Here is a 24,524-nt window from a genome sequence, read left to right as displayed (position 1 = left end):
TCATAGGAAGCTATGTTTATGAAGAAAAAATCACCTTTTCTTGATTTTTAATCCTATTTGCTGTATGATAAGGGAAAAGAAAGGGGGAAGAAATATGGCTTTTACCAATACCCACATGCGATCGGCTAGTTTTGGCATTGTTACCAGCTTGCCTGATGACGTTATTGACTCTTTTTGGTATATCATCGACCACTTCTTAAAAAATGTCTTTGAATTGGAAGAAGAACTTGAGTTTCAATTGCTCAATAACCAAGGAAAAATTACCTTCCACTTCTCAAGTCAACACCTCCCTACAGCCATTGATTTTGATTTTAACCATCCCTTTGACCCTCTTTATCCCCCGAGAGTCCTGGTTTTAGATATGGACGGTAGAGAAACTATCCTCCTCCCAGAAGAAAATGACCTATTTTAAAAACTCTAGCCTTCAGTTACAAGCGACTGAAAACTAGAGTTTTTTCTATTGTTTCAAAGCATTATACAAGTTGCGGATCGGTTGCTTTAATGTCGGATGGATAAAATGAGGCGCAATTTCTTGTAGAGACTCAAGAACAAAAAGGCGTTCCGCTATGTAAGGATGGGGCAAAATAAGGTCATCTGTATAAAGGACCTGGTCCTCCACAAAGAGCAAGTCCAAATCAATCAAACGAGGCCCCCAATGTACTTCTCTCACCCGTCCCATCTCTGACTCAATGGCTAACAAGTTCTCTAATAGAACTGGGGCCGGCAACCAGGTTTCAACCTCAACCACTTGATTAGCAAAGCTATCTTGCTCCACACCACCCCAAGGCTCCGTCGTCAAGATACTAGACTCTTTGAGAATATGGATACCTCGAGCTCGCATTTTCTCAATGGCTTGTTTCAAATTTGCTTGTTTATCTCCCATATTGCTTCCTAGGGCGATAAAGGCTCGTTGCTTGCGGCGATGAATGGTTACCGAGCAAGTATCTAGCGGCAAATGCACTGGCGCCCAAGGTTTTTTCAGTTCTAGCTTTATTTCTTGGACAAGAGGATAAGCCTCAAAAGTACGTTCTACCAGTTTGTAGGCTACCGTTTCAATCAAATCTTCAGTGCTCTCCTGAAACCAAGTCGTCCACTGCTGACACAGTTCTCCGTAATGGACAGAGGCTGTTAAATCCAAATCTGTAGCCGCCTTAGTCATATCATAGAATAGGATAGCTGAAACGACAAACTTTTGCCCTAATTCTTTCTCACTAGGAAAAAGACCATGATAGGCAAAAATTTCCAAATCCTTAATCTGCAGTTGATCCATAATGATTCCTTTCTAGAAAAATCCGCTTCAAGCGGATTTTTTTTATACTCAATGAAAATCAAAATGCAAACTAGAAAGCTAGCCGCAGGCTGCTCAAAACACTGTTTTGAGGTTGCAGATGGAAGCTGACGTGGTTTGAATTTGATTTTCGAAGAGTATTATAGTCCCATTAAACGATAAGCCTGGTCTCGGAGGTCCTTATCTGTTTCAAATAGACCACGAGCTACTGTCGTCAAGGTTGCAGTGCCTGGTTTTCTGACACCACGCATGCTCATACACATATGTTCTGCCTCAATGACAACAAAGGCTCCTTTAGCACCTAGATACTCCATCAAGGCATCAGCCACTTCGATATTCAAACGTTCTTGAATTTGTGGTTTTTTCGAATAAACTTCAACCGTACGGGCTAGCTTAGACAAACCTGCTACACGGCCATCTGGAATATAGGCAATATGCGCTCTCCCATAAAATGGCAATAAGTGGTGTTCACACATGGTATGGAAAAAGATATCCTTTTCTACCACCATATTATCGTCAATAATCTCAAAAGATTTTGACAAATGTTCCTCCGCTGTTTGACCAAGCCCTGAAAAAATCTCTTGGTACATACGGGCCACACGAGCAGGCGTTTCCTGCAAGCCCTCACGGTTAGCGTCCTCTCCGACAGCCTCGATAATCATTTTTACAGCTGCTTCAATCTTTTGTGTATCCATTTTCGTTCTTCCTCTCCATCAGATAGGCTCTCACTTGGCTCAAGAAATACAAAGAACCTGTGACAATCCTAACTGTTTGTTTCTCTTCTTTTTTATCTGTCAATTTCTGCTCTAGAAAATCCTGCCAACCTTGGTAGCTGAGATTTCTAGACTTGGCTGCCTCTTTCAGCACATTTTCATCAGTCGCCCGACTATCGTCAAAATGTGTCAGGGTAAGCTCGGTATCTGGCATGGCCCCCAGCAAGTCCAACATATCCTCCAAGGCCTTGGTTTTGATACAAGTAAAGAGGATTTCCTTACGATAATCCGCAAAGCGTTCTTGCAAGGTTGCTAATAAAGCCTTGATAGCATGGGGATTGTGGGCTCCATCCAAAATCATCAAGGGTTCTCTTGACACTACCTCCAGACGCCCCGGCCATCTTGTTTCTTCCAGAGCTTGAGCAAGCAAGGTATTAGCTGGTAGCTCTCGACCATCTTCTTGACAAAAATTATCAAGTAAAGCTATGGCCATCCCAGCATTCTCTATCTGGTGCAAACCAAGCAAACCAGTCTGGAAGCGACCTTGTCTGACAGCACTTGCATAGTCAAAAATTTCCCCTGTCACCGCACTCTCTTGGTGACTGACCTGATAATCACTCCCATACCGCATTCTTGACACATTTTTAGTCGCTGCAATAGAGTCAATCACAGCTAGCGCTTCTGGAGCAATGCGGCCTGTTACCAAGGGAATTCCTTGTTTGATAATACCCGCTTTCTGCTCTGCTATAGCTTCCAAGGTGTCACCAAGTAGGGATATATGGTCCAAGCCAATGGTCGTAATTCCTGTTAAAATCGGCTGGCAGACATTGGTACTATCCAAGAGACCGCCCATGCCCACTTCCATGATGGCCACATCTACTTGCTCTGAGGCAAAGTAATCATAGGCTAGAGCTGTGATAATCTCAAACTCGGTTGTCCCCTGCAAATTGACAGCCGATTCCCCTTCCAGCAAAGACTGATAGTCTGCCATGAAGGCTTCTAGCCTAGCTTCTGGGATAGATTCCCCATTGATGCTAATCTGGTCTGTATAATGAATGAGATAGGGCGAGCTGAAAACACCAACTCTCAGCTCCATCTTTTCTAGCATATTTTTCAAAAAAGCAATGGTCGAACCCTTGCCATTGGTCCCTCCGACATGGATGACCCTGAGTTTGAGATGGGGATTGCCACGCAAAGCTAACAGTTCCACCATTCGTTCCAAGCCAAAATGCGGTTGATCCGTCCGATAGTGGGCAATCCACTGATTGTTTTCGAATTCTTTCATCTTATTTATATTGTTTTAAATCTAGATTTTCCGCATCTTCAGCCAATCGGATGGCTGATGCAATTTCAACTGCCATCCTGTGACTAGCCACGTCATGCACGCGCACCACTTCTACACCCTGTCTTGTAGCAATACTAGTTACATGAGCCGAAGCCGTATCTCGATTGCGGAAACCAAGCTCTGTCTCAGGATCGACTTCGAAGCCATTTTCTTCAAGAATATTGATAATAAATCGCTTGCGCGATACTCCGAGAAAGATTGGATAGCCTTTCTGATGTAGTTTATCTAGGTCCCGTAAAAGAAGCAGATTTTCTTTCTTGGTCAGACCAAAGCCAATTCCTGGATCCAACAGGATATTTTCTTGTGCGATTCCAGCTTGATTCGCTCTCGCTAGTGCTCGTACAAAGAAAGCCTCCATCAAGTCTTCGATTGGCAATGTTTCAAAGTCAGCTAACTCTTCCTCTGTAAAAGCTTGTCCAAAACCAAAATGAGGAAATATAAGCGAGCTAGGGTGCTGAGGTCGCGCCATGACTGGATTAAACATAATGACTACTTTCGCTCCAGCATTTGCAACCACATGGGCCATTTTTTCATCACCCATGAAACCAGTGATATCATTGACTAGATTGGCACCAGCAGCCAAAGCAGCCTCTGCTACCTGACTCTTCCAAGTATCAATAGAGATAAGGACATCACTTTCCTTGCGAATCGCTTTGATCACTGGAACAACACGCTGGATTTCCTCTTCTATCTCAACATAGCTGCTTCCCGGCCGAGTCGATTCTCCGCCGATATCTAGCATACTAGCACCTTCTGCTATCAATTTACGAGCCTGCTGGAGTGCTTGCTCAAGAGCAAAAAATTGACCACCGTCCGAAAAGGAGTCTGGGGTTACATTGATAATTCCGCAAATAGCTGTCTTTGCATGATTGGCTTTACTTGACATATCGGTCACTCCCTCAAGGCTTTTCATCATATCATTTCTCTATTTTACCATAAAAAGAAAAAGATGGACACGATTGCATTCATCTTTTTCCCAGTAGAAACAAGTAAGCAATTGTCAAAAATCTTAAACAGAAATCCCTAATGTCCGACTCAAAATCACCACGAGAGCCAGCAAACAGAAAGCAACCCCATTCACAATCATGTGAAGTAAGATAGACATTTCCAAACGTTGGGTCTTGTAAGCCGTCCAAGACAGAACGATCGACATACCTCCATAAATCAATAAAGAAGGTAAATTACTTGGTTGATGCAATAAAGCAAACACAATCGTACCGACTATAAATCCCAAGTTCTCTTTTCCTCGGAAAATCTTTTTAGGAACAATCCCACGGCACAAGATTTCCTCACAAATTGGAGCAAGCAAGGCCAACAAGAAGAAACTGGAAATCAGAGAACTATTCTGAACCATGTCGTTAATCTGAGACTGATTCCCTGTTGTCGTCTCATTTGATAGTTGCAATAAAATGGAACCAAGTATATTTGAACAGATAATGACTAAATAACTTAATCCCAAACGTGCCAAATCCTTCGCTCTAAAAAAAGAAAAATTAAAACTTGCTAACTGCGTTTTACGAGCTCCAATAATAAACAGCACCAGAATCACAATCGAAATACCAGAAACTATCAGTCCTGACTGCAACAGTGGTACTGCATTTAAAGTTAAAATAGCAGTAACCCCTATAGGAATCTGATATAAAATTGTCGCCAGAAAAAAGATTAACAGCCAACCTGCACGATTCAATAATTCTTTCCACATATTTTTCTCTTTCATCACCTATCTCCTTTGTATTAAAAAAGGGGGAAAATCCCCCTGGGTTATCCTATTATAAGGCCATGCTGATATAGTTAAGGATAAACAAGGCATCCAAAATCCAAATCATGACATGAACATCTTTAGCTTGACCTTTGACAAGCTTAGTCAAAGTGTAAGTCAAGAAACCAACTGCAATCCCTTGAGTGATAGAGTAGCTGAATCCCATAAAGATAGATGTGAAGAAGGCAGGAACCGCTTCAGCCATATCATCCCAATGGATATTTTTCAAGCTAGCCAACATCATAATTCCAACGATAATCAAGATTGGAGCTGTAGCAGCTGTTGGTACGATAGCTAGAAGTGGGCTAAAGAAGCTTGAGATTGCAAAACAGATTGCCACAACCAAGGCTGTCAAACCTGTACGTCCACCTGCACCAATACCAGCAGCAGACTCAACATAAGTCGTTACGTTTGAAGTACCTGCGATGGCACCAATTGAAGTACCAATCAAATCAGAGTAAAGAGCCTTGTCCAACTTAGCTGATTGGTGATTTTCACCATTTGTAGCTACGATACCAACTTTTTCACCAGTACCGATCAAGGTACCAATTGTATCAAAAATATCTGTCAACGAAAAGGCAAGAATAGCCATAAGAGTTTCAGGCAAGCGAGCTGTATCTGAAATCAAAGCTCCCAAACCTTCTGAACCAAGAGCTGCACCAAAGACTGTCTTCAAGTCTTCAAAGGCTGCACCAACATGGTTGTTAGCAAAATCGATACTAGACAAATCTACCAAACCAACTGCAATAGCAAGAACAGTTGTTGTCAAGATAGAGAGAATAATTCCCCCTTTAATTCCTTTGATAACAAAGAAGATAGTAATGGCAAGCCCTGCAAGAGCCACCAAAACAGCTGGATTATTAAAGCTGACCAATCCTGGAACTGCTGAAGAGTTTGCTGCAATCGTTGCTTGAGCTTTGTCAGCCCCTTCTCCTACAACAGTATAGTTGCCTGGATCAATCGTAAATTTCAAAAGTCCAGCATTCTTAATTCCCACGTAGGCAAGGAAAACACCAATACCAGCTGAAATAGCTGAGCGAAGAGCATTTGGAATCGATTCAATGATCATTTTACGAACATTTGTCAAGGTAATAATCAATGAGATAATCCCACAGATGAAGACCATAGCTAGGGCTTCTTGCCAAGAATAACCAAGTCCAAATACGACTGTAAAGGTAAAGAAAGCATTCAGCCCCATACCTGGCGCTTGGGCATAAGGTAAGTTAGCGTAGAAGGCCATCATCAGGGTACCAGCAACTGCACCGATAATCGTTGCGAGGAATACACCCTGAGCAGGCATTCCTGTTTGCGAAAGAATTTGTGGGTTTACAAAGAGAATATAACTCATTGCAAAGAAAGTTGTTAAACCAGCGAGAACCTCTGTACGAACATCTGTACCGTTCTCTTTTAGTTTAAATAATTTGTCCATTATTAATCTCCTTTTAATTTTTACGAACAATAATAGAATTATATCATTTATCATTCACTTTTTCAATATCTTTGTTTGATTTATTTAAGAATTTGATGAAATTTCTTTTTTGGTTTCGAATCTGATTTTCTGCCTGCTTTCTGTTATAATAGTAGACATCTTATCTGAAAAGACACTAGAAAGGTCCCTATGACGAAAAAAATTATTGCAGTTGACCTGGATGGAACCCTACTCAACTCAGACAGTCAAATTTCTGACTTTACCAAAAAAACCATTAAAAAAGTTGTTGAAAAAGGCCATCAAGTTATTATTACGACAGGACGCCCTTACCGAATGTCAAAAGATTTTTACCGTGAACTAGGCTTAGACACTCCTATGATTAACTTCAACGGCTCCCTCACTCATTTACCAGACCAAGTTTGGAACTTTGAAAAGTGTTTAACCGTAGACAAAAAATATCTGCTAGACATGGTTCAACGTTCAGAGGACATTCAAGCCGATTTTATCGCTGGAGAATATCGTAAAAAATTCTACATTACAAATCCTAATGAAAAAATTGCCAATCCTAAACTATTTGGTGTAGAAGCTTTCCAGCCTGAAGATCAATTCCAGCCTGAGTTAGTAACCAAGGATCCTAACTGTATTCTTTTACAGACCAGAGCCAGTGACAAATATGCCTTGGCAAAAGAAATGAACGCCTTCTACCAGCATCAACTGTCTATCAATACCTGGGGAGGTCCGCTCAATATCCTTGAATGTACCCCAAAAGGTGTCAATAAGGCCTTTGCTTTGGACTACTTGCTCAAGGTAATGAACCGCGATAAAAAGGATTTGATTGCCTTTGGAGACGAACACAATGATACCGAAATGCTCGCTTTTGCTGGGAAAGGTTATGCAATGAAAAATGCCAATCCTGAGCTACTCCCCTATGCAGATGAGCAAATTTCCTTGACAAATGACCAAGACGGTGTTGCCAAAACCCTACAAGATTTATTCTTATAGTCCAGTCTGACCAGCTTGTAAGCTGGTCTTTGTGCTCTTTTCACAATCTCATCAACCAGTTAATCGATTGTTCTACTTTTTGCATCCAAAACCTTGGAAAAGGCTTTCTTTTGTGATATACTTCACATATAAATACAAGAGAGCTCGTCACACTCGACTCTGTTGACACAAAATCAATCCAGTCCCGTTATCCCTGTTCTCGGTCAATATCAAGGAGGATAGCTATGAAAGCTGTTGTTGTAAATCCAGAAAGCACTGGTGTTGCTGTTGAAGAAAAAGTACTCCGTCCACTTGAAACTGGGGAAGCACTTGTAGAAATTGAATACTGTGGTGTTTGCCACACTGACCTCCACGTTGCCCATGGTGACTTTGGTCAAGTACCAGGACGTGTCCTAGGTCACGAAGGTGTTGGTATCGTTAAAGAAATTGCCCCAGATGTGAAAAGCCTTAAAGTCGGTGACCGAGTCAGCGTTGCTTGGTTCTTTGAAGGATGTGGCACTTGCGAATACTGTACAACTGGTCGCGAAACCCTTTGCCGTACAGTGAAAAATGCTGGCTACTCAGTAGATGGTGGTATGGCTGAACAATGTATCGTAACTGCAGACTATGCTGTCAAAGTTCCTGACGGACTTGATCCAGCCCAAGCCTCTTCTATCACATGTGCTGGTGTAACAACCTATAAAGCCATTAAAGAAGCCAAAGTTGAACCAGGTCAATGGGTTGTTCTTTACGGTGCTGGTGGACTTGGAAACCTCGCTGTTCAATATGCTAAAAAAGTATTCAATGCTCATGTTATCGCAGTTGATATTAACAATGACAAACTTGCCCTTGCAAAAGAAGTAGGCGCTGACATTGTTATTAACGGCCTCGAAGTTGAAGATGTACCTGGACTTATCAAGGAAAAAACTGATGGAGGTGCTCACTCAGCTGTCGTAACTGCTGTATCTAAAGTTGCCTTCAACCAGGCTGTTGACTCAGTTCGTGCTGGTGGTCGCGTTGTCGCTGTCGGCCTTCCTTCTGAAATGATGGAACTCAGCATCGTGAAAACAGTTTTAGATGGAATCCAAGTCATCGGTTCTCTTGTAGGAACTCGTAAAGACTTGGAAGAAGCCTTCCAATTCGGTGCAGAAGGTTTGGTAGTTCCAGTTGTTCAAAAACGCCCAGTCGAAGATGCCGTAGCCATTTTCGACGAAATGGAAAAAGGTCAAATCCAAGGACGTATGGTACTCGACTTCACCCACTAATCTAATAAAAACCTATTTTAAAAGTTGGAATGCGCTTCCAACTTTTTTATATTAAATTTTTAAATAAGGATTCAAAAAAACTTCTCTAAAACTCAATATATCAATATTTTCAGATGTAATCTTTTTAATTATTTTATGATAAATAGTTGATTTTTAGATGAAAACGGTTTATACTTAAACAGTCTTAAAGTTTTCTTAAACGAAAACTAAAACAAAAAAGGAGGAATGACAATAATGAGTATCGGAATCATTATTGCGAGCCACGGCGAATTTGCTGCGGGTATTCATCAGTCAGGATCTATGATCTTTGGTGAACAAGAAAAGGTTCAAGTTGTAACCTTTATGCCAAATGAAGGTCCTGATGATTTATACGCTAAGTTTAATAACGCTGTTGCTGCATTTGACGCAGAAGATGAGGTTCTAGTTTTGGCTGACCTTTGGAGTGGATCTCCATTTAACCAAGCTAGTCGCGTGATGGGAGAAAATCCTGAGCGTAAGTTTGCCATCATCACAGGACTTAACTTACCGATGTTAATTCAAGCCTACACAGAGCGCCTCATGGACGCTGCTGCAGGTGTAGAAAAAGTCGCTGCTAATATCATTAAAGAAGCCAAAGATGGCATCAAAGCTCTTCCAGAAGAGCTAAACCCAGTTGAGGAAGTAGCAAGCGCTGCAGCTGCTCCAGTTGCCCAAGCTGCTATTCCAGAAGGAACTGTCATCGGAGACGGTAAACTCAAAATCAACCTTGCCCGTCTAGACACTCGTTTACTTCACGGTCAAGTTGCAACTGCTTGGACTCCAGATTCAAAAGCAGATCGTATCATCGTTGCTTCAGATAACGTAGCTAAAGACGAATTACGTAAAGAATTGATTAAACAAGCAGCTCCAGGTAAAGTGAAAGCAAATGTTGTTCCTATCCAAAAACTAATCGACGTTGCAAAAGATCCTCGCTTCGGAGGAACACATGCCCTTATCTTGTTTGAAACACCTCAAGATGCCCTTCGTGCTATCGAAGGTGGCGTGCCAATCAAAACTCTTAATGTTGGATCAATGGCTCACTCAACTGGTAAAACAATGGTTAACAACGTTTTGTCTATGGATAAAGAAGACGTTGCTACATTTGAAAAAATGCGTGACCTTGGTGTTGAATTTGATGTACGTAAAGTACCAAACGACACCAAAAAAGATTTGTTTGACTTGATCAACAAAGCAAACGTGCAATAATCGATTTTATGAAAGGATTTTAAAGATGTCTATTATTTCTATGGTTTTAGTAGTCGTTGTAGCCTTCCTAGCAGGTCTTGAAGGTATCCTCGACCAGTTCCAATTCCATCAACCAATCGTAGCTTGTACCCTTATCGGTCTTGTTACTGGTAACCTTGAAGCAGGGATCATCCTTGGTGGTTCTCTTCAAATGATCGCCCTTGGTTGGGCTAACATCGGAGCTGCCGTAGCTCCTGACGCTGCTCTTGCTTCTGTTGCTGCTGCCATTATCATGGTTCTTGGTGGCGACTTTACTAAGACAGGTATCGGTGTTGCCCAAGCGGTTGCTATCCCTCTTGCAGTTGCTGGTCTATTCTTGACTATGATTGTCCGTACACTCTCTGTCGGATTGGTTCACACTGCTGATGCTTCTGCTAAAAAAGGTGACTTCAAAGCAGTTGAACGTGCTCACTTTGTCGCACTTCTTCTTCAAGGTCTTCGTATTGCAGTCCCTGCAGCACTCCTTCTAATGGTACCAACTGAAACAGTACAAAGCATTCTAAATGCTATGCCTGATTGGCTTAAAGATGGTATGGCTATCGGTGGTGGTATGGTTGTTGCCGTTGGTTACGCTATGGTTATCAACATGATGGCAACTCGTGAAGTATGGCCATTCTTCGCTATCGGTTTCGTGCTTGCTGCCGTGTCAGATATTACTCTAATCGGATTTGGTGCTATCGGTGTTGCTATCGCTCTTATCTACCTTCACCTTTCTAAAACTGGTGGAAACGGTGGCGGTGGAGCCGCAACTTCTAACGACCCAATCGGCGATATCCTAGAAGACTACTAAGATAAGAAAGGACTGAAAACATCATGACTGAAAAACTTCAATTAACTAAATCAGATCGTAAAAAAGTTTGGTGGCGTTCAACTTTCTTACAAGGTTCTTGGAACTATGAACGTATGCAAAACTTGGGTTGGGCTTACTCATTAATTCCAGCTCTTAAAAAACTCTACACTAAAAAAGAAGATCAAATCGCTGCTCTTGAACGCCATCTTGAGTTCTTCAACACTCACCCATACGTAGCCGCTCCAATCATGGGGGTTACTCTTGCACTTGAAGAAGAACGTGCTAACGGTGTTGAAATTGATGACGCTGCTATCCAAGGGGTTAAAATCGGTATGATGGGACCTCTTGCTGGTATCGGTGACCCAGTATTCTGGTTTACAGTACGCCCAATCCTTGGATCACTCGGTGCTTCACTTGCCCTTACTGGTAATATCTTAGGTCCAATCCTCTTCTTCGTTCTTTGGAACTTGATTCGTATGTCATTCTTGTGGTATACACAAGAGATTGGATACAAGGCTGGATCAGAAATCACTAAAGATATGTCTGGCGGTATCCTTCAAGACATCACTAAAGGAGCTTCTATCCTTGGTATGTTCATTCTTGCTGTCCTTGTTCAACGTTGGGTAAATATTAAATTTGCTTTCGATGTTGCCAAAGTTCAACTAGATGAAAAGGCTTATATCCATTGGGATAAATTGCCAGAAGGATCTAAAGGTATCCAAGAAGCATTCGCACAAGTAGGACAAGGATTGTCTCAAACACCTGAAAAAGTTACTACTTTCCAACAAAACTTGGATATGTTGATCCCTGGACTATCAGGACTACTCCTTACTCTCCTTTGCATGTACTTGCTTAAGAAAAAAGTATCTCCAATCACTATTATCCTTGCACTCTTCGCAGTGGGTATTGTGGCACATGTTCTTCACATCATGTAATCAAGCAACTTAAAAGGAATCAGGTTCTAAAATCTGATTCCTTTTTTCTATACTTTTATTCGGCCAAGGCACCCATTGGATCCCATGGTGCAAGGACGATTGGTTCTGCTTCATAGGCAGCTAGTTCTTCTGCTGTTAGTAATTCCTTACGAACAACAATTTGATAAGTGTATTCGTCCATCCAAGCATCTGAAGCAACAAAGTAACCATCTGTACCAACCTTGTCTCCCCATGAGTTTTCAACCTTCCACTTGGTTGACTTGCCATTTTCATCCAAATCCACACCTGTCAAGACCATGGCGTGGGTCATCAAGCTCTCACTGTAATCCAAACGTCCAGCCTTGTCTTGAGTGAGTTTAATGTCCATGCTTGATTCAAAGTCATAAACATCTGTCGCAAGGATCCCAGCTTTACGATTGCTGAGTTGACCGACATCTGATCCAAACCAAACAGTCTCACCTGCTTGCATTTGGGCAATCGCTAATTCTTTCAAGCGTTCCATCGGTACATTGATGTAACGAACCGCACGGCTACCAACCACATTCCCCAACATCTCAACTGTGTAAGATTTGCCGTAAGGCTTGTCAGCAGTTGGGGCATTGATAACAGAAACATAGTCCTCTAGAGGAAGATTGACATATTTCTTGTAAAACTCTTGTGGTGTGATGCCCTTTTCGCTTTGGTAGTTGTTATCCTTATCGCGATAAGCAAAGTCAAATTTACGTGGTGGAAGGCCTAGGGACATAGCAAGAAAATTAAAGATTTCTTGCAAGAGGTCTTCTTTCTTAGCTTGAACAGTCGCTTGGTCTGCACCAGAAGCGAGCAAGTCACGCAAGATTTGAGCATCTTGACGAAGCAATTTGTTGAGAATGGCATTTAGCTCACGACTACTGCTAGATGAAACAGATTCAGGGTAAACCGACTTAGGAACGACACCGTATTTCTCAAAGAGAGACACCACCATATCCCACTGACCTCCGTCTTGTTGTGGTGTTTGGAGTAGGAATTTAACCTTACGGCTGGTCAAGTCTTGGTCTGCAGTCGCAATGACTTGCTCCAAGAACCAGTTTGATTTCTCATACTTGTCCCAGAAGAAGGTGTGGGCCTGTGATAACTCAAAATTTTCCAATTTATATTGTGAAATGAGTTTGTGGCGGAAGGTGTTAAGAGCTGCAAACATCCAGCAACGACCAGACGCTTTCTGGTTGGTTACCTTGTCCTTAGTCAAATCCAATGAGAAAACAGGTGTATTGTTCACATGGCTTTGGCGACGCTCAAGGGCTGCAAAAATTCCGTTGTGGCTGGCAGCATTTTCAATCGCTTGGTATTTTACATTTGCTTCATAATTGGCAAATAGTTTATCAGTAAATGATTCTTGAATCGCGTTCATAGATTCCTCCTTTTATTCTACAGTCTATTATAACTCTTTTCACAAAGTAAGCAACTGAAAAACATAAAAGGCAGGGATATTCTGCCTCACCTTTTTCGAATATAAACAAAATTAAGCAATACTTGCACGGAGATCTTCTAATTCTTCCTTGGTCAAGCGACGCCATTCTCCTCTCTGCAAGTTCTCATCCAATACTAGCGTTCCCATAGTCAAACGTTGCAAGTCTACTACTTCCTTGCCACAGTAGCCCACCATACGCTTGACCTGATGAAACTTCCCTTCTGCAATGGTCACACGGATTTGGCTTTGATGCTTTTCTGAATCTATGGTCACAAGCTCCAGTTTAGCAGGCTGACAAGTAAAGTCTTTAAGAGGAATTCCCTTGGCAAATGTCTCCACATCTCCTTGGGTCATGATTCCCTTGACTTGTGCCTGATAAGTCTTGTCCACATGACGCTTGGGCGAAAGAAGAGCATGAGCAAGTTGACCATCATTGGTCAAGAGTAGAAGACCATGTGTATCAATATCCAAGCGTCCTACTGGGAAAACTTCCTTGCTCCGAGCAATATCATCCAGCAAGTCCAGAACGGTTCTGTGCTTGGAATCCTCAGTCGCTGAAATAACCCCTTGGGGCTTGTTCATCATGTAGTAGGCAAACTCTTCATACTCCAACACTTGCCCATCAAAGCAAATCTCATCTCTTTCTTCATCAATCTGCAATTTAGCTGACTTTTCTTTTTTACCATTTACCGTCACGCGCCCAGCCTTGAGCATGTTTTTGACCTCAGTCCGGCTCCCCACAGCGCAGGCAACTAAAAATTTATCCAATCTCATAGAACTATTATATCATACTCAAAAGGAGGCTGGTACAATGACCAACCTCCTTTTCGTTTTATACTCTTCAAAAATCTCTTCAAACCGCGTCAACGTCGCCTTGCCGTATATATGTTACTGACTTCGTCAGTTCTATCTGCAACCTCAAAACAGTGTTTTGAGCTGACTTCGTCAGTTCTATCTACAACCTCAAAGCAGTGCTTTGAGCAACCTGCGGCTAGTTTCCTAGTTTGCTCTTTGATTTTCATTGAGTATCAGATTTAAGAAATTAACTTCCTCGTCTCCAGAAAATCGCTAAGACAATCATGGAACCTAGTACTGCCGGAATAATGGCAGTTCCTGCTATTATCGGTCCCCAAGTCCCAAAAAGCAAATGGCCTATAAAGGCACCAATCCATCCGAGAAACATTTTCCCAAAACATCCCATTCGCTCTCCACGATTGGTCAGAGTACCTGCTAAAAATCCCACTAGGAGACCAACGAACATACTTCCTATCATTTTGACTCCTTAATTTGCCCAATCTCCGTTACGGAAGAGTGGTACACGTGTCCCATCCTCACGGATACCATCGATATCCATTTGACTAGACCCAATCATAAAGTCCACGTGAACATCTGAACGGTTAAGCCCCGCAGCTTCAAGCTCCTCTTCGCTCATCTCCGCTCCACCAACAACGCTAGTTGCATAGGCTGCACCGATAGCCAAGTGATTTGACGCATTTTCATCGAAAAGGGTGTTAAAGAAGGTAATGCCTGACTGGGAAATTGGGCTTGGATCTGGTACCAAGGCACATTCACCCAAGGCACGCGCACCCGCATTTTCAAAGACAAGGTCTTTCATGACCTGATCACCCTTCTCAGCTGAAATATCCACGATTTGTCCATCCTTGAAGGTTACTTTAATTCCTTCGATGATATTTCCATTATAGCTAAGCGGTTTTGTAGAAGTGACATAACCATCTGCACGACGGAAGTCAGGCGCTGTGAAGACTTCCTCTGTCGGCATATTTGGCAAGAATCCTTCGCCCTGTGCATTGATAGCACCAGCTGATTCCCAAACGTGATTCTTCGGCAAGCCAAGGGTCAAATCGGTCCCTGGCGCTGTGTAGTGAAGGGCTGAAAATTGCTCTTTATTAAGCATATCGGCCTTGCTCTTGAGGATAGCTGCATGCTCTTCCCAAGCCTTAACAGGATCTGCTTCATAGACACGGCAAGTTTTGAAAATTTGGTCCCAAAGGAGATCGACTGCTTCTTCGTCGCTCGCAGCATTTGGAAAGACTTTCTTAGCCCACTCAAGTCCAGCAGCTGCTGCTACAGTCCAGCTAACCTTGTTGGATTGAGTTGCGATGCGCATTGGCTTCATCGCAAGTCCCATAGCTTTAGCAGAAGCTGATAGCTTGTCAGCATCCACTCCGTTCAAGGCACCTGGATCAGATGAACGAACCCCAAGACGGCTAGCCTTGTTTTCCAAAAGATAGTTCATCTCAGCAATCTTGTATTCTGGCACATTGTCCAAACGCTCCATCGGTGCGTGGAGGAATTTCTCACGGTTGATGACATCATCTGTCCACTGAACGATTACCTCATGTGCACCCAAAGCATAAGCTTCTTTGACGATTAAGTGAGCCAACTCCCGTTGCTCCACATCGATTGAGAGAGCCAAAGTGTGACCAGGCTGTACGTTAATTCCGTTCGCAACCAACAATTTCGCATATTTTTCTAGATTTTTTTTAAAATTTGGTAAAACCATTCTATTTTTCCTTTTCTATTTTTCTTTAAACAGGGACAGCAGACTAACTGCTGCTACCGTACCGCAAATTAAAGTTGTTGATTTCAAAATTGTATCCGAATCCAGTTCCAGCTGATAATCAAAAACTTTTTGGTTCGGCTTATCTTCCGCAAAAATTCTTAGTTTCATGAGAACCCCCTTAAAATTTATTAAAACAAATCACTATGACTGCCTGTCCTAAGCAAGTTTATAATCAATTCTTCCTTGTCTACTTTATAAACCAAAAGCCAATCTGGCTGGATATGGCATTCACGAACCCCTTGAAAATGCTTGGATGCCGTCAATTGATGATCACGATATCTAGCAGGAAGTTCTTTTTCTTGAACAAGAAAATTTAAAACTTCTTCTAATAATTCTGCTTTCAAACCACGCTTCATAGCCAACTTAAAATCTTTTTTAAACTGTTTATGATAACGAATCTTAAGCACGCAAATCCTCCATCAAGTCAGAGACTGATTCAAAGGATTGGCTCATATTACGATTCTGGTCTAAATCCGTTAATACCTCAAGCAACTTCCGACTCTCGTCTAGTCTAACATCGAAAGGTAAACCCTGATATTGAATAGCTTGACGAAGGAAAATATTGATGGCAGTCGTCATATCCATCCCCAGATTATTAAACACCTGTTGGGCCTGCTCCTTTACCTCACTATCCAAACGGATGCTCATACTCGTCTTTGACATACTCTCACCCTCTTTCTATAGACTATTTTAACAAAAAAGAAAGCTAATGTAAATCTATTGGATATACATTAGCCTATTTGGATAGATGATTAAACAATTTTTTTAAAACAACTCATCAAACAAACTCAACTGGTTATCCTCTGGCATATTGCCCAGAATCCCCATTTCATCCATCTTTTCAACCAAGGTTGAGGAAAGTCCACCACGCTTGCGTAGTTCTGTTTTAGAGAGGAATTCTCCCTCTTCACGCGCTCGCACCAACTGCTTAGCAACGTTCTCTCCCAGACCATCCATAGCGACAAATGGTGGAATCAGTGTATCTCCGTCAATGATGAATTCAGTCGCATCACTACGGTAAAGGTCTAACTTCCCAAACTTGAAACCACGTTCCCACATTTCATTAACAATCTCAAGAGTTGTATAGAGGTCAATCTCCACATTAGAGGCTTCATTGTTCTTCCGTTTTTCAGCGATTTCTTCCATTCTACGCTTGATGGCATCCAATCCCGCCCCCATGGTTTTGATATCAAAAGCCTTAGCACGGATTGAGAAGTAAGCACAGTAGTAATAAATAGGATGGTGAACCTTGAAGTAAGCTACACGCAAGGCCATCATAACGTAGGCTGCCGCGTGGGCTTTCGGGAACATGTACTTAATTTTCCCACAGGACTCGATATACCACTCTGGCACCTTATTAGCTTTCATGGCTTCGATGTAACCATTGCGTTCTTCTTCAGAAATCTTTAGCCACAAGCCCTTACGTACCCGTTCCATAATGGTAAAGGCCAGCTTAGGTTCCAGACCCGCATGCATGAGGTAAACCATGATGTCGTCCCGACAACCGATAACAGTCGATAGGTCTGCTATTCCTTGCTTAATCAGATCTTGAGCATTGCCCAGCCAAACGTCGGTACCATGGGACAGACCTGAGAGCTGAAGCAACTCCGCAAAAGTCGTCGGATGCGTCTCATCTACCATCCCACGTACAAAGTTGGTTCCAAATTCTGGAATCCCCAACATCCCCGTAGGCGTTCCAATTTGTTCAGGTGTTACCCCAAGCACATCCGTCCCAGAAAAGAGAGCCATCACGCCTTCGTCATCCATAGGAATTTCATTGGGATCAATACCAGACAAGTCCTGAAGTTTTCGAATCATAGTCGGATCATCATGTCCCAGTACATCGAGTTTGAGGACGTTCTCATCGATATCATGGAAGTTAAAGTGAGTGGTCTGCCATTCAGCCGTCACATCATCTGCTGGATACTGGACAGGCGTAAAGTCGTAGACATCCATGTAGTTCGGAATAACAACGATTCCCCCTGGGTGTTGGCCTGTTGTCCGCTTAACACCAGCTGCACCTTGAGCGAGGCGTTCTACCTCTGCATCACGATAAAACTTGCCATAATCTCGCTCGTAACCCTTGACAAAACCATAAGCGGTCTTGGCAGCCACCGTACCAACCGTTCCTGCACGGAAGGCATATTCCTCACCAAAGATATCACGCACATCCAAATGGGCACTAGGTTGGTCTTCTCCCGAAAAGTTCAAGTCAATATCGGGAACCTTGTCTCCATCAAAACCAAGGAAGGTTTCAAACGGGATATCCTGTCCGTTTTTGCTGAGTTTGTGACCACATTTAGGACAGTCCTTATTGGGCATATCAAAACCTGAACCGTAAGAACCATCAGTGATAAACTCACTGTACTGACACTGACCACAGACATAGTGAGGAGAGAGCGGATTGACCTCTGTAATTCCAATCATGGTCGCAACGAAACTAGATCCGACTGATCCACGAGAACCCACCAAGTAACCCCGTTCATTGGAACGTTGCACCAACATCTGGGAAGCCAGATAAATCACGGCAAATCCATTCCCCAGAATAGACGTTAATTCTTTTTCAATCCGCAAATCAACAATATCTGGCAGCGGATTTCCATAAATCTCAAAAGCTTTCTTGTAGGTCAATTCAGCGACCGTCTCTTCAGCCTTGTCGATGAAAGGCGTATACAAGTCACCCTTAACAACCTCAACAGGCTCAAAGATTTCTGCCAAGGCATTGGGATTTTCAATTACCAATTTGCGAGCCAATTCCTCTCCCAAGAAGGCAAATTCATCCAACATCTCATTGGTCGTTCTAAAATGGGCTTTTGGCAGAGGAGCTGGTTGGGCATGTTCACCGTGACCAATAGTTCGGTTAATCATCGCCCCCTGTCCCAAACTACGGACAATAATTTCACGGTAAATTTCTTCTTCTGGTTCAATATAGTGGACATTCCCCGTAGCCAGAACAGGCTTACCAAGACGGTCTCCCACCTCTATCAAACTCTTGATAATGGTCTGGAGTTCTTCCATATCCTTGACCTGCTCCTTAGCAATCAGTGGCGCATAGATAGCTGGTGGCATGACCTCGATAAAGTCATAGTACTTGGCCACCTCAACCGCCGCATCTACACCTTGGGAAACGACTGCGTCAAAAACTTCACCTTCAGAGCAAGCTGATCCTAAAATCAATCCCTCCCTATGGGCATCTAGAACCGTTCTCGGAATCCGCGGCACTCCTTCAAAGTACTTGGTATTAGACAAAGAAACCAGCTTAAAGATATTTTTTAGCCCTACTTGATTCTTGACATAAATGGTCGCATGCTTGATTCGAGCTTTTTTATAAGAATCTGGACTAATCAAATCAATATTAAGTCTAGCTAGATCGGTCACACCATGTTTTTCTGCTACTTCTTTGATAAAAATAAAGAGCAGACGACCAGTAGCTTCCGCATCGTAATTGGCCATGTGGTGATGTTCTAAGGCCACACCAAAACGCTTGGTCAACGGTCCCAGACCATGACGTTTATACTCAGGATAGAGGTTTCTAGCAAACTCCAGCGTATCAATAACTGGCTGAATAATCTTTGGCAGACCATGACGCTCATAATTGGCATTCATAAAACCAACGTCAAAGGTCGCATTGTGGGCAACTAGAACCGTATCCTTGCAAAATTCTTGGAATTCTTTCAAAACTTGTTCTAGTGGTTTGGTATTTTTGACATGGTCATCTGTAATTCCAGTCAACTCAGTCGTAAAAGCTGACAAGGGATGTCCAGGATTGATAAATTCATCAAATTCAGCAATGACATTCCCCTTGTACATCTTAGAGGCCGCAACTTGAATCAAGTCATTATAGATAGCTGAAAGTCCTGTCGTTTCCACGTCAAAGACCACGTAAGTCGCTTCCGACAGATCCATCTCCACTTCGTTATAGACGATAGGGACACGGTCCTCCACGATATTGGCTTCCATTCCATAGATTAGCTGGATTCCCGCTTTCTTAGCCGCCTTATAGCCATGTGGGAAGGATTGTACATTCCCATGGTCCGTGATAGCAACTGCCTTGTGTCCCCACTTAGCAGCTGTTGCAACGATTTCTTCTACTTCAGGAAGAGCATCCATGGTCGACATGTTAGTATGAGCATGAAACTCAACTCGACGCTCACCTTCTGGCATCAAATCCTTCCGCTCATAATGTACAACTTCCTGCACATCCTGCACGTTCATAGTCAAATCGCGTGTGAAGTTATTCATCTCCACATTCCCACGAACTCGGAGCCAAGAATTTTTCTTAATTAGATCAAACTTCTGAGCCTCTTCCTCGTTCTTAACCCACTTTTGCATCGAAAAACTTGAAGTGTAGTCCGTCATTTTAAAGTTGATCAAAACACGCCCTGTTCTGGTCACTTTTTGCTCCACATCAAAAACAACCCCTTCAAAGACCAGACGATTTTCCTCAGTCGTCACTTCGATCATAGGAGTAATCTCCACCTTGTCCAGCTTTGGCTTAGCCGCAGCCTTTTTGGCCTGAAAATCAAAGGCTGGTTTCTCTTCCGCTGGAGGTGTCGCCATCTGTTCCAGTTGTTCCATAGCACGAAGCGCTTCCTCATTGGCAGCTTGGACAATTTGCTCATTTTCAGCATGAAAGGCCTCTTCCTGCTCCTGGGTTAGGATATCATTCTTCTCGACTTGACAGTTAAAAGTTGGAAAACCAAACTTTTCAAGTTGTTTGGCTAAATTAGGAAGATGATTCTTCTTAAAATGTTCCTTATCAATCGCCTCGGAACCTTCAATAAAGAGCTGATTCCCTTCAGCACGAACTCGCAAATGTTGATAAAGAGACTTAAATCCTTGACTAGAACATGGCCCTTCAGAAAAAGCCTCTCTGTAATAGGCCTGCAAGAGTTGATTTGAAAATTCTTGAGACAGAGCCTTGATTTCGAAAACAGCTTTATTCCCTGTCTTAGAAAATTCCTCGCTCAAGCCTTTCTTTAATTCTAAAAAAATTTCAATCGGTAAAATATTAGAAAATACGAAATGAAACTCCCATACCTTACTAATTTTATGAACCACAACTCGCTCAATATCAGCCTGTGCTAAAGCAGGAGCCTGTCTCATTTCATCAGGCATCCCCAATTGATTCATCAAAATTTCAAAACTATTTGACATTCATTTTCCTCACATTATTCTTCTACTATTTTACCATATTTAGAGGTATTTTCTAAAGACAAAAGGAAGCCACTAAGTGACTTCCTTCTAGAGTGAGAACTGATTAGTCTTCACCTTTGTTTTTCTTAATGATTTCTTCTTGTACTGACTTAGGTACATCTTCGTAGTGGTCAAATACCATCATGAATGTACCACGTCCTTGAGATGCAGAACGAAGAACTGTTGCGTAACCGAACATTTCAGCAAGTGGAACGTAAGCACGAACGATTTGGCTGTTACCATGTGCTTCCATACCATCTACACGTCCACGACGAGCAGTTACGTGCCCCATAACATCACCAAGGTTTTCTTCTGGAACAGTGATTGTTACAAGCATCATTGGCTCAAGGATAGCTGGTTGTGCTGATTTAGCAGCTTCTTTAAGTGCAAGTGAAGCCGCGATCTTGAAGGCAGTTTCAGATGAGTCGACATCGTGGTATGAACCATCGTAAAGCTTAGCTTTAACGTCAACCATTGGGTAACCTGCAAGAACACCGTTAGCCATAGATTCTACCAAACCTTTTTCAACCGCTGGGATAAATTCACGAGGAACCACACCACCGACGATTGCGTTTTCGAATTCGAATCCTTTACCTTCTTCGTTTGGAGTAAATTCAATCCATACATCACCGAATTGACCTTTACCACCAGACTGACGTTTGAAGAATCCACGTGCTTGAGTAGAAGCGCGGAATGTTTCACGGTAAGATACTTGAGGAGCACCTACGTTCGCTTCAACTTTGAACTCACGACGCATACGGTCAACAAGGACGTCAAGGTGAAGCTCACCCATACCTGAGATAACTGTTTCACCAGTTTCAACGTTTGTTTCAACGCGGAATGTTGGATCTTCTTCAGCCAATTTTTGAAGAGCGATACCCATCTTGTCTTGGTCAGCTTTAGATTTAGGCTCAACCATCAATTGGATAACTGGTTCTGGAACGTTGATTGATTCAAGGATGATTTTAGCTTTTTCATCTGTCAATGAGTCACCAGTTGTAGTATCTTTCAAACCAACAGCAGCAGCGATATCACCTGAGTAAACAGTGTCAATTTCTTGACGGCTGTTAGCGTGCATTTGAAGGATACGTCCGATACGTTCACGTTTACCTTTAGAAGTGTTCAATACGTATGAACCTGATTGAAGAACACCTGAGTAAACACGGAAGAATGTCAAACGACCTACGAATGGGTCAGTCATGATCTTGAAGGCAAGAGCTGCAAATGGCTCTTCGTCAGATGCTGGACGAGTTTCTTCTTCATCTGTATCTGGATTAATACCTTTGATTGCTGGGATGTCAAGTGGGCTTGGAAGGTAGTCGATAACCGCATCAAGCATCAATTGAACACCTTTATTCTTGAAGGCAGAACCACACAATACTGGGAAGAATTCAACGTTGATAGTCGCTTTACGGATACCAGCTTTCAATTCTTCGTTAGTGATTTCTTCACCTTCGAGGTATTTCATCATCAATTCTTCGTCAGTTTCAGCAACTGCTTCGATCAATTTTTCACGGTATTCTTGAGCTTGGTCAAGGTATTCAGCTGGGATGTCTTCTTCAAGGATATCTGTACCAAGGTCGTTAGTATAGATTTCAGCTTTCATCTTGATCAAGTCGATGATACCACGGAAGTCATCTTCAGAACCGATTGGCAATTGGATTGGGTGTGCGTTTGCTTGAAGACGATCGTGAAGTGTGCTTACAGAGTAAAGGAAGTCAGCACCGATTTTGTCCATTTTGTTGGCAAATACGATACGTGGAACTCCATACTCAGTTGCTTGACGCCAAACTGTTTCAGTTTGAGGCTCAACACCTGATTGTGAGTCAAGAACGGTAACCGCACCATCCAATACACGAAGAGAACGTTGTACTTCGATTGTGAAGTCCACGTGTCCTGGTGTGTCGATGATGTTTACGCGGTGGTTGTTCCATTGAGCTGTTGTCGCAGCAGATGTGATAGTGATACCACGCTCTTGCTCTTGCTCCATCCAGTCCATTTGTGACGCACCTTCGTGAGTTTCACCGATTTTGTGGATTTTACCAGTGTAGTAAAGAATACGCTCAGTAGTTGTTGTTTTACCAGCATCGACGTGAGCCATGATACCGATATTACGAGTTTTTTCAAGTGAAAATTCGCGTGCCATGAGGTTTGTTTCTCCTATTTATTTTTGATTTCTATTCTATTATAACATGATTTTAATAAAAACGGATAGGCAGGACCTACCCGTTCTCAATCTTTTCATGCTATTGTTGGTTTCAACTTGTAGATTTACAAGTTGAATTGAACTCGGGCTAAAGTTAATTAGCCGATTTGAGCCAGAACGGGATGCTGTGTGAAAAAGATAAACTTCCTTGTATTCGTCGAATACTGCGTCAGTTTCCTATTTTCACCTTGCATCCTTATCGTTCCTAGCATCATGATTTTACCAACGGAAGTGTGCGAATGCACGGTTAGCTTCAGCCATACGGTGAGTGTCTTCACGTTTCTTAACAGCTGCACCAGTGTTGTTAGCAGCATCCAAGATTTCTTTTGCAAGACGATCTTGCATTGTGTGTTCACCACGAAGACGAGCGATTGTTACCAACCAACGAAGTCCAAGTGTTGTACGACGTTCTGGACGAACTTCAACTGGGACTTGGTAGTTAGAACCACCAACACGACGTGCACGTACTTCAAGTACAGGCATGATGTTTTCCATAGCTGTTTCAAACACTTCAAGTGCATCGTTTCCAGTAGCTTCTTTGATTTGCTCAAAGGCACCGTAAACGATTGAAGCAGCTGTACCACGTTTACCATCAAGCATAACGCGGTTGATAAGACGAGTAACTAGTTGTGAATTGTAAAGCGGATCTGGCAATACGTCACGTTTTGGAGCTCTATTTTTACGACTCATTTCTCTTTATCCCCTTTCCTTATGCTTTTGGACGTTTAGTACCGTATTTAGAACGGCCTTGTTTACGATCGTTAACACCTGCAGTATCAAGTGCACCACGGACGATATGGTAACGTACCCCTGGAAGGTCTTTTACACGTCCACCACGAAGAAGAACCACGCTGTGCTCTTGCAAGTTGTGTCCGATACCTGGGATGTAGGCAGTAACTTCGATAAGGTTGCTCAAACGTACACGAGCGAATTTACGAAGGGCTGAGTTAGGTTTTTTAGGTGTCATTGTTCCAACACGAGTTGCAACACCACGTTTTTGTGGTGAAGAAACGTTTGTTTGAACTTTTTTATGACTGTTGTAACCAACGTTCAAAGCTGGTGATTTAGATTTTTCTACTTTTGATTTACGCGGTTTGCGAACCAATTGGTTAATTGTAGGCATCTACATTCTCCTGTGTTTTTTTATTTTTGGTGATGATACACTTGGTGACAGCTATCATCTGTGTGTACTTTTGCAACATTTGTCAGCACGTCCCTGTACACTCTTGAGAGACCAAAAGTAAAAAGTACCGTCTATTATTGTAACAAAATTTTCCATTGGTTGTCAAGATATTTTTCTTTTTTATTGTTAATTTTAGC

23 protein-coding genes are annotated in these 24,524 nt (G+C 42.5%); 6 read left to right on the top strand and 17 right to left on the bottom strand.

The window, feature by feature from the left end; translation table 11 throughout:
* Positions 1-94 precede the first annotated feature (94 nt).
* Positions 95-412, top strand: coding sequence for a DUF960 domain-containing protein (locus tag O3599_RS08230; protein WP_000886035.1), 318 nt, complete (start codon positions 95-97; stop codon positions 410-412).
* A gap of 45 nt (positions 413-457) precedes the next feature.
* Here the strand turns inward: O3599_RS08230 and folK are convergent, their stop codons facing one another.
* The 6 genes from folK to O3599_RS08200 all read right to left on the bottom strand — a co-directional run bounded on the left by folK (position 458) and on the right by O3599_RS08200 (position 6,534).
* Positions 458-1,270: a 2-amino-4-hydroxy-6-hydroxymethyldihydropteridine diphosphokinase gene (folK, locus tag O3599_RS08225; RefSeq protein WP_247939684.1), complete on the bottom strand. Its 813-nt coding sequence runs from the start codon at positions 1,268-1,270 to the stop codon at positions 458-460.
* Positions 1,271-1,428: 158 nt separating this feature from the next.
* Complete coding sequence (gene folE, locus O3599_RS08220) at positions 1,429-1,983, bottom strand: GTP cyclohydrolase I FolE (protein ID WP_024058094.1); 555 nt, start codon at positions 1,981-1,983, stop codon at positions 1,429-1,431.
* On the bottom strand, positions 1,964-3,286 hold the full coding sequence (locus tag O3599_RS08215) for a folylpolyglutamate synthase/dihydrofolate synthase family protein (protein ID WP_247939683.1): 1,323 nt from the start codon (positions 3,284-3,286) through the stop codon (positions 1,964-1,966). The genes folE and O3599_RS08215 overlap by 20 nt, the downstream gene beginning before the upstream one ends.
* A 1-nt stretch (position 3,287) precedes the next feature.
* Positions 3,288-4,262 carry a dihydropteroate synthase gene (gene folP, locus O3599_RS08210; protein ID WP_247939682.1) on the bottom strand — a complete coding sequence of 325 codons (975 nt, stop codon included), beginning with the start codon at positions 4,260-4,262 and terminating at the stop codon, positions 3,288-3,290.
* A gap of 93 nt (positions 4,263-4,355) precedes the next feature.
* Positions 4,356-5,063: a CPBP family intramembrane glutamic endopeptidase gene (locus O3599_RS08205; RefSeq protein WP_049551195.1), complete on the bottom strand. Its 708-nt coding sequence runs from the start codon at positions 5,061-5,063 to the stop codon at positions 4,356-4,358.
* Between the two features lie 52 nt (positions 5,064-5,115).
* Positions 5,116-6,534, bottom strand: a complete 1,419-nt coding sequence (locus tag O3599_RS08200; protein ID WP_049510048.1) for an NCS2 family permease — start codon at positions 6,532-6,534, stop codon at positions 5,116-5,118.
* Between the two features lie 189 nt (positions 6,535-6,723).
* On the opposite strand from O3599_RS08200, the gene O3599_RS08195 reads away from it, so the two are divergent.
* The 5 genes from O3599_RS08195 to O3599_RS08175 all read left to right on the top strand — a co-directional run bounded on the left by O3599_RS08195 (position 6,724) and on the right by O3599_RS08175 (position 11,768).
* Positions 6,724-7,536 (top strand): Cof-type HAD-IIB family hydrolase, encoded by an 813-nt coding sequence (locus O3599_RS08195; RefSeq protein ID WP_153209942.1) that lies wholly within the window; start codon positions 6,724-6,726, stop codon positions 7,534-7,536.
* A gap of 224 nt (positions 7,537-7,760) precedes the next feature.
* Positions 7,761-8,780 (top strand): alcohol dehydrogenase AdhP, encoded by a 1,020-nt coding sequence (gene adhP, locus O3599_RS08190; RefSeq protein ID WP_000649186.1) that lies wholly within the window; start codon positions 7,761-7,763, stop codon positions 8,778-8,780.
* A 234-nt stretch (positions 8,781-9,014) separates the two neighbouring features.
* Positions 9,015-10,004, top strand: a complete 990-nt coding sequence (locus O3599_RS08185; protein ID WP_004258131.1) for a PTS sugar transporter subunit IIB — start codon at positions 9,015-9,017, stop codon at positions 10,002-10,004.
* Positions 10,005-10,029: 25 nt separating this feature from the next.
* On the top strand, positions 10,030-10,833 hold the full coding sequence (locus O3599_RS08180; protein WP_000022716.1) for a PTS mannose/fructose/sorbose transporter subunit IIC: 804 nt from the start codon (positions 10,030-10,032) through the stop codon (positions 10,831-10,833).
* Between the two features lie 23 nt (positions 10,834-10,856).
* Positions 10,857-11,768: a PTS system mannose/fructose/sorbose family transporter subunit IID gene (locus tag O3599_RS08175; protein WP_000136864.1), complete on the top strand. Its 912-nt coding sequence runs from the start codon at positions 10,857-10,859 to the stop codon at positions 11,766-11,768.
* A gap of 55 nt (positions 11,769-11,823) precedes the next feature.
* On the opposite strand, the gene pepC is transcribed toward O3599_RS08175, so the two are convergent.
* The 11 genes from pepC to rpsL all read right to left on the bottom strand — a co-directional run bounded on the left by pepC (position 11,824) and on the right by rpsL (position 24,327).
* Positions 11,824-13,158, bottom strand: coding sequence for an aminopeptidase C (pepC, locus tag O3599_RS08170; RefSeq protein ID WP_261031707.1), 1,335 nt, complete (start codon positions 13,156-13,158; stop codon positions 11,824-11,826).
* Positions 13,159-13,269: 111 nt separating this feature from the next.
* Positions 13,270-13,992, bottom strand: a complete 723-nt coding sequence (locus O3599_RS08165) for a pseudouridine synthase (protein WP_004241153.1) — start codon at positions 13,990-13,992, stop codon at positions 13,270-13,272.
* 268 nt (positions 13,993-14,260) lie between these two features.
* Positions 14,261-14,491, bottom strand: coding sequence for a GlsB/YeaQ/YmgE family stress response membrane protein (locus O3599_RS08160; protein ID WP_000580445.1), 231 nt, complete (start codon positions 14,489-14,491; stop codon positions 14,261-14,263).
* Between the two features lie 9 nt (positions 14,492-14,500).
* Positions 14,501-15,742 (bottom strand): aminopeptidase, encoded by a 1,242-nt coding sequence (locus O3599_RS08155; protein WP_247939680.1) that lies wholly within the window; start codon positions 15,740-15,742, stop codon positions 14,501-14,503.
* Positions 15,743-15,757: 15 nt separating this feature from the next.
* Entirely contained in the window at positions 15,758-15,910 is a 153-nt protein-coding gene (locus O3599_RS08150) for a hypothetical protein (protein ID WP_192855404.1), read from the bottom strand.
* A 20-nt stretch (positions 15,911-15,930) separates the two neighbouring features.
* Positions 15,931-16,209, bottom strand: coding sequence for a type II toxin-antitoxin system YafQ family toxin (locus O3599_RS08145; protein ID WP_000913057.1), 279 nt, complete (start codon positions 16,207-16,209; stop codon positions 15,931-15,933).
* Complete coding sequence (locus O3599_RS08140; RefSeq protein WP_000047861.1) at positions 16,202-16,465, bottom strand: type II toxin-antitoxin system RelB/DinJ family antitoxin; 264 nt, start codon at positions 16,463-16,465, stop codon at positions 16,202-16,204. The genes O3599_RS08145 and O3599_RS08140 overlap by 8 nt, the downstream gene beginning before the upstream one ends.
* A 102-nt stretch (positions 16,466-16,567) precedes the next feature.
* Positions 16,568-20,959 carry a PolC-type DNA polymerase III gene (locus tag O3599_RS08135; RefSeq protein WP_371512510.1) on the bottom strand — a complete coding sequence of 1,464 codons (4,392 nt, stop codon included), beginning with the start codon at positions 20,957-20,959 and terminating at the stop codon, positions 16,568-16,570.
* Positions 20,960-21,062: 103 nt separating this feature from the next.
* A complete protein-coding gene (fusA, locus tag O3599_RS08130; protein WP_000090348.1) occupies positions 21,063-23,144 on the bottom strand; it encodes an elongation factor G in 2,082 nt (693 codons plus the stop codon).
* Between the two features lie 279 nt (positions 23,145-23,423).
* A complete protein-coding gene (rpsG, locus tag O3599_RS08125; RefSeq protein ID WP_000087873.1) occupies positions 23,424-23,894 on the bottom strand; it encodes a 30S ribosomal protein S7 in 471 nt (156 codons plus the stop codon).
* A 19-nt stretch (positions 23,895-23,913) separates the two neighbouring features.
* Positions 23,914-24,327: a 30S ribosomal protein S12 gene (gene rpsL, locus O3599_RS08120; protein WP_001142332.1), complete on the bottom strand. Its 414-nt coding sequence runs from the start codon at positions 24,325-24,327 to the stop codon at positions 23,914-23,916.
* Positions 24,328-24,524: the final 197 nt, after the last annotated feature.

The sequence above is a fragment of the Streptococcus sp. 27098_8_103 genome (assembly GCF_041432345.1).
In the GTDB taxonomy this organism is placed as follows: domain Bacteria; phylum Bacillota; class Bacilli; order Lactobacillales; family Streptococcaceae; genus Streptococcus; species Streptococcus mitis_BV.
The sequence above is the reverse complement of the archived record's forward strand: the minus strand, read 5'-3'. Positions and strand labels throughout refer to the sequence as shown.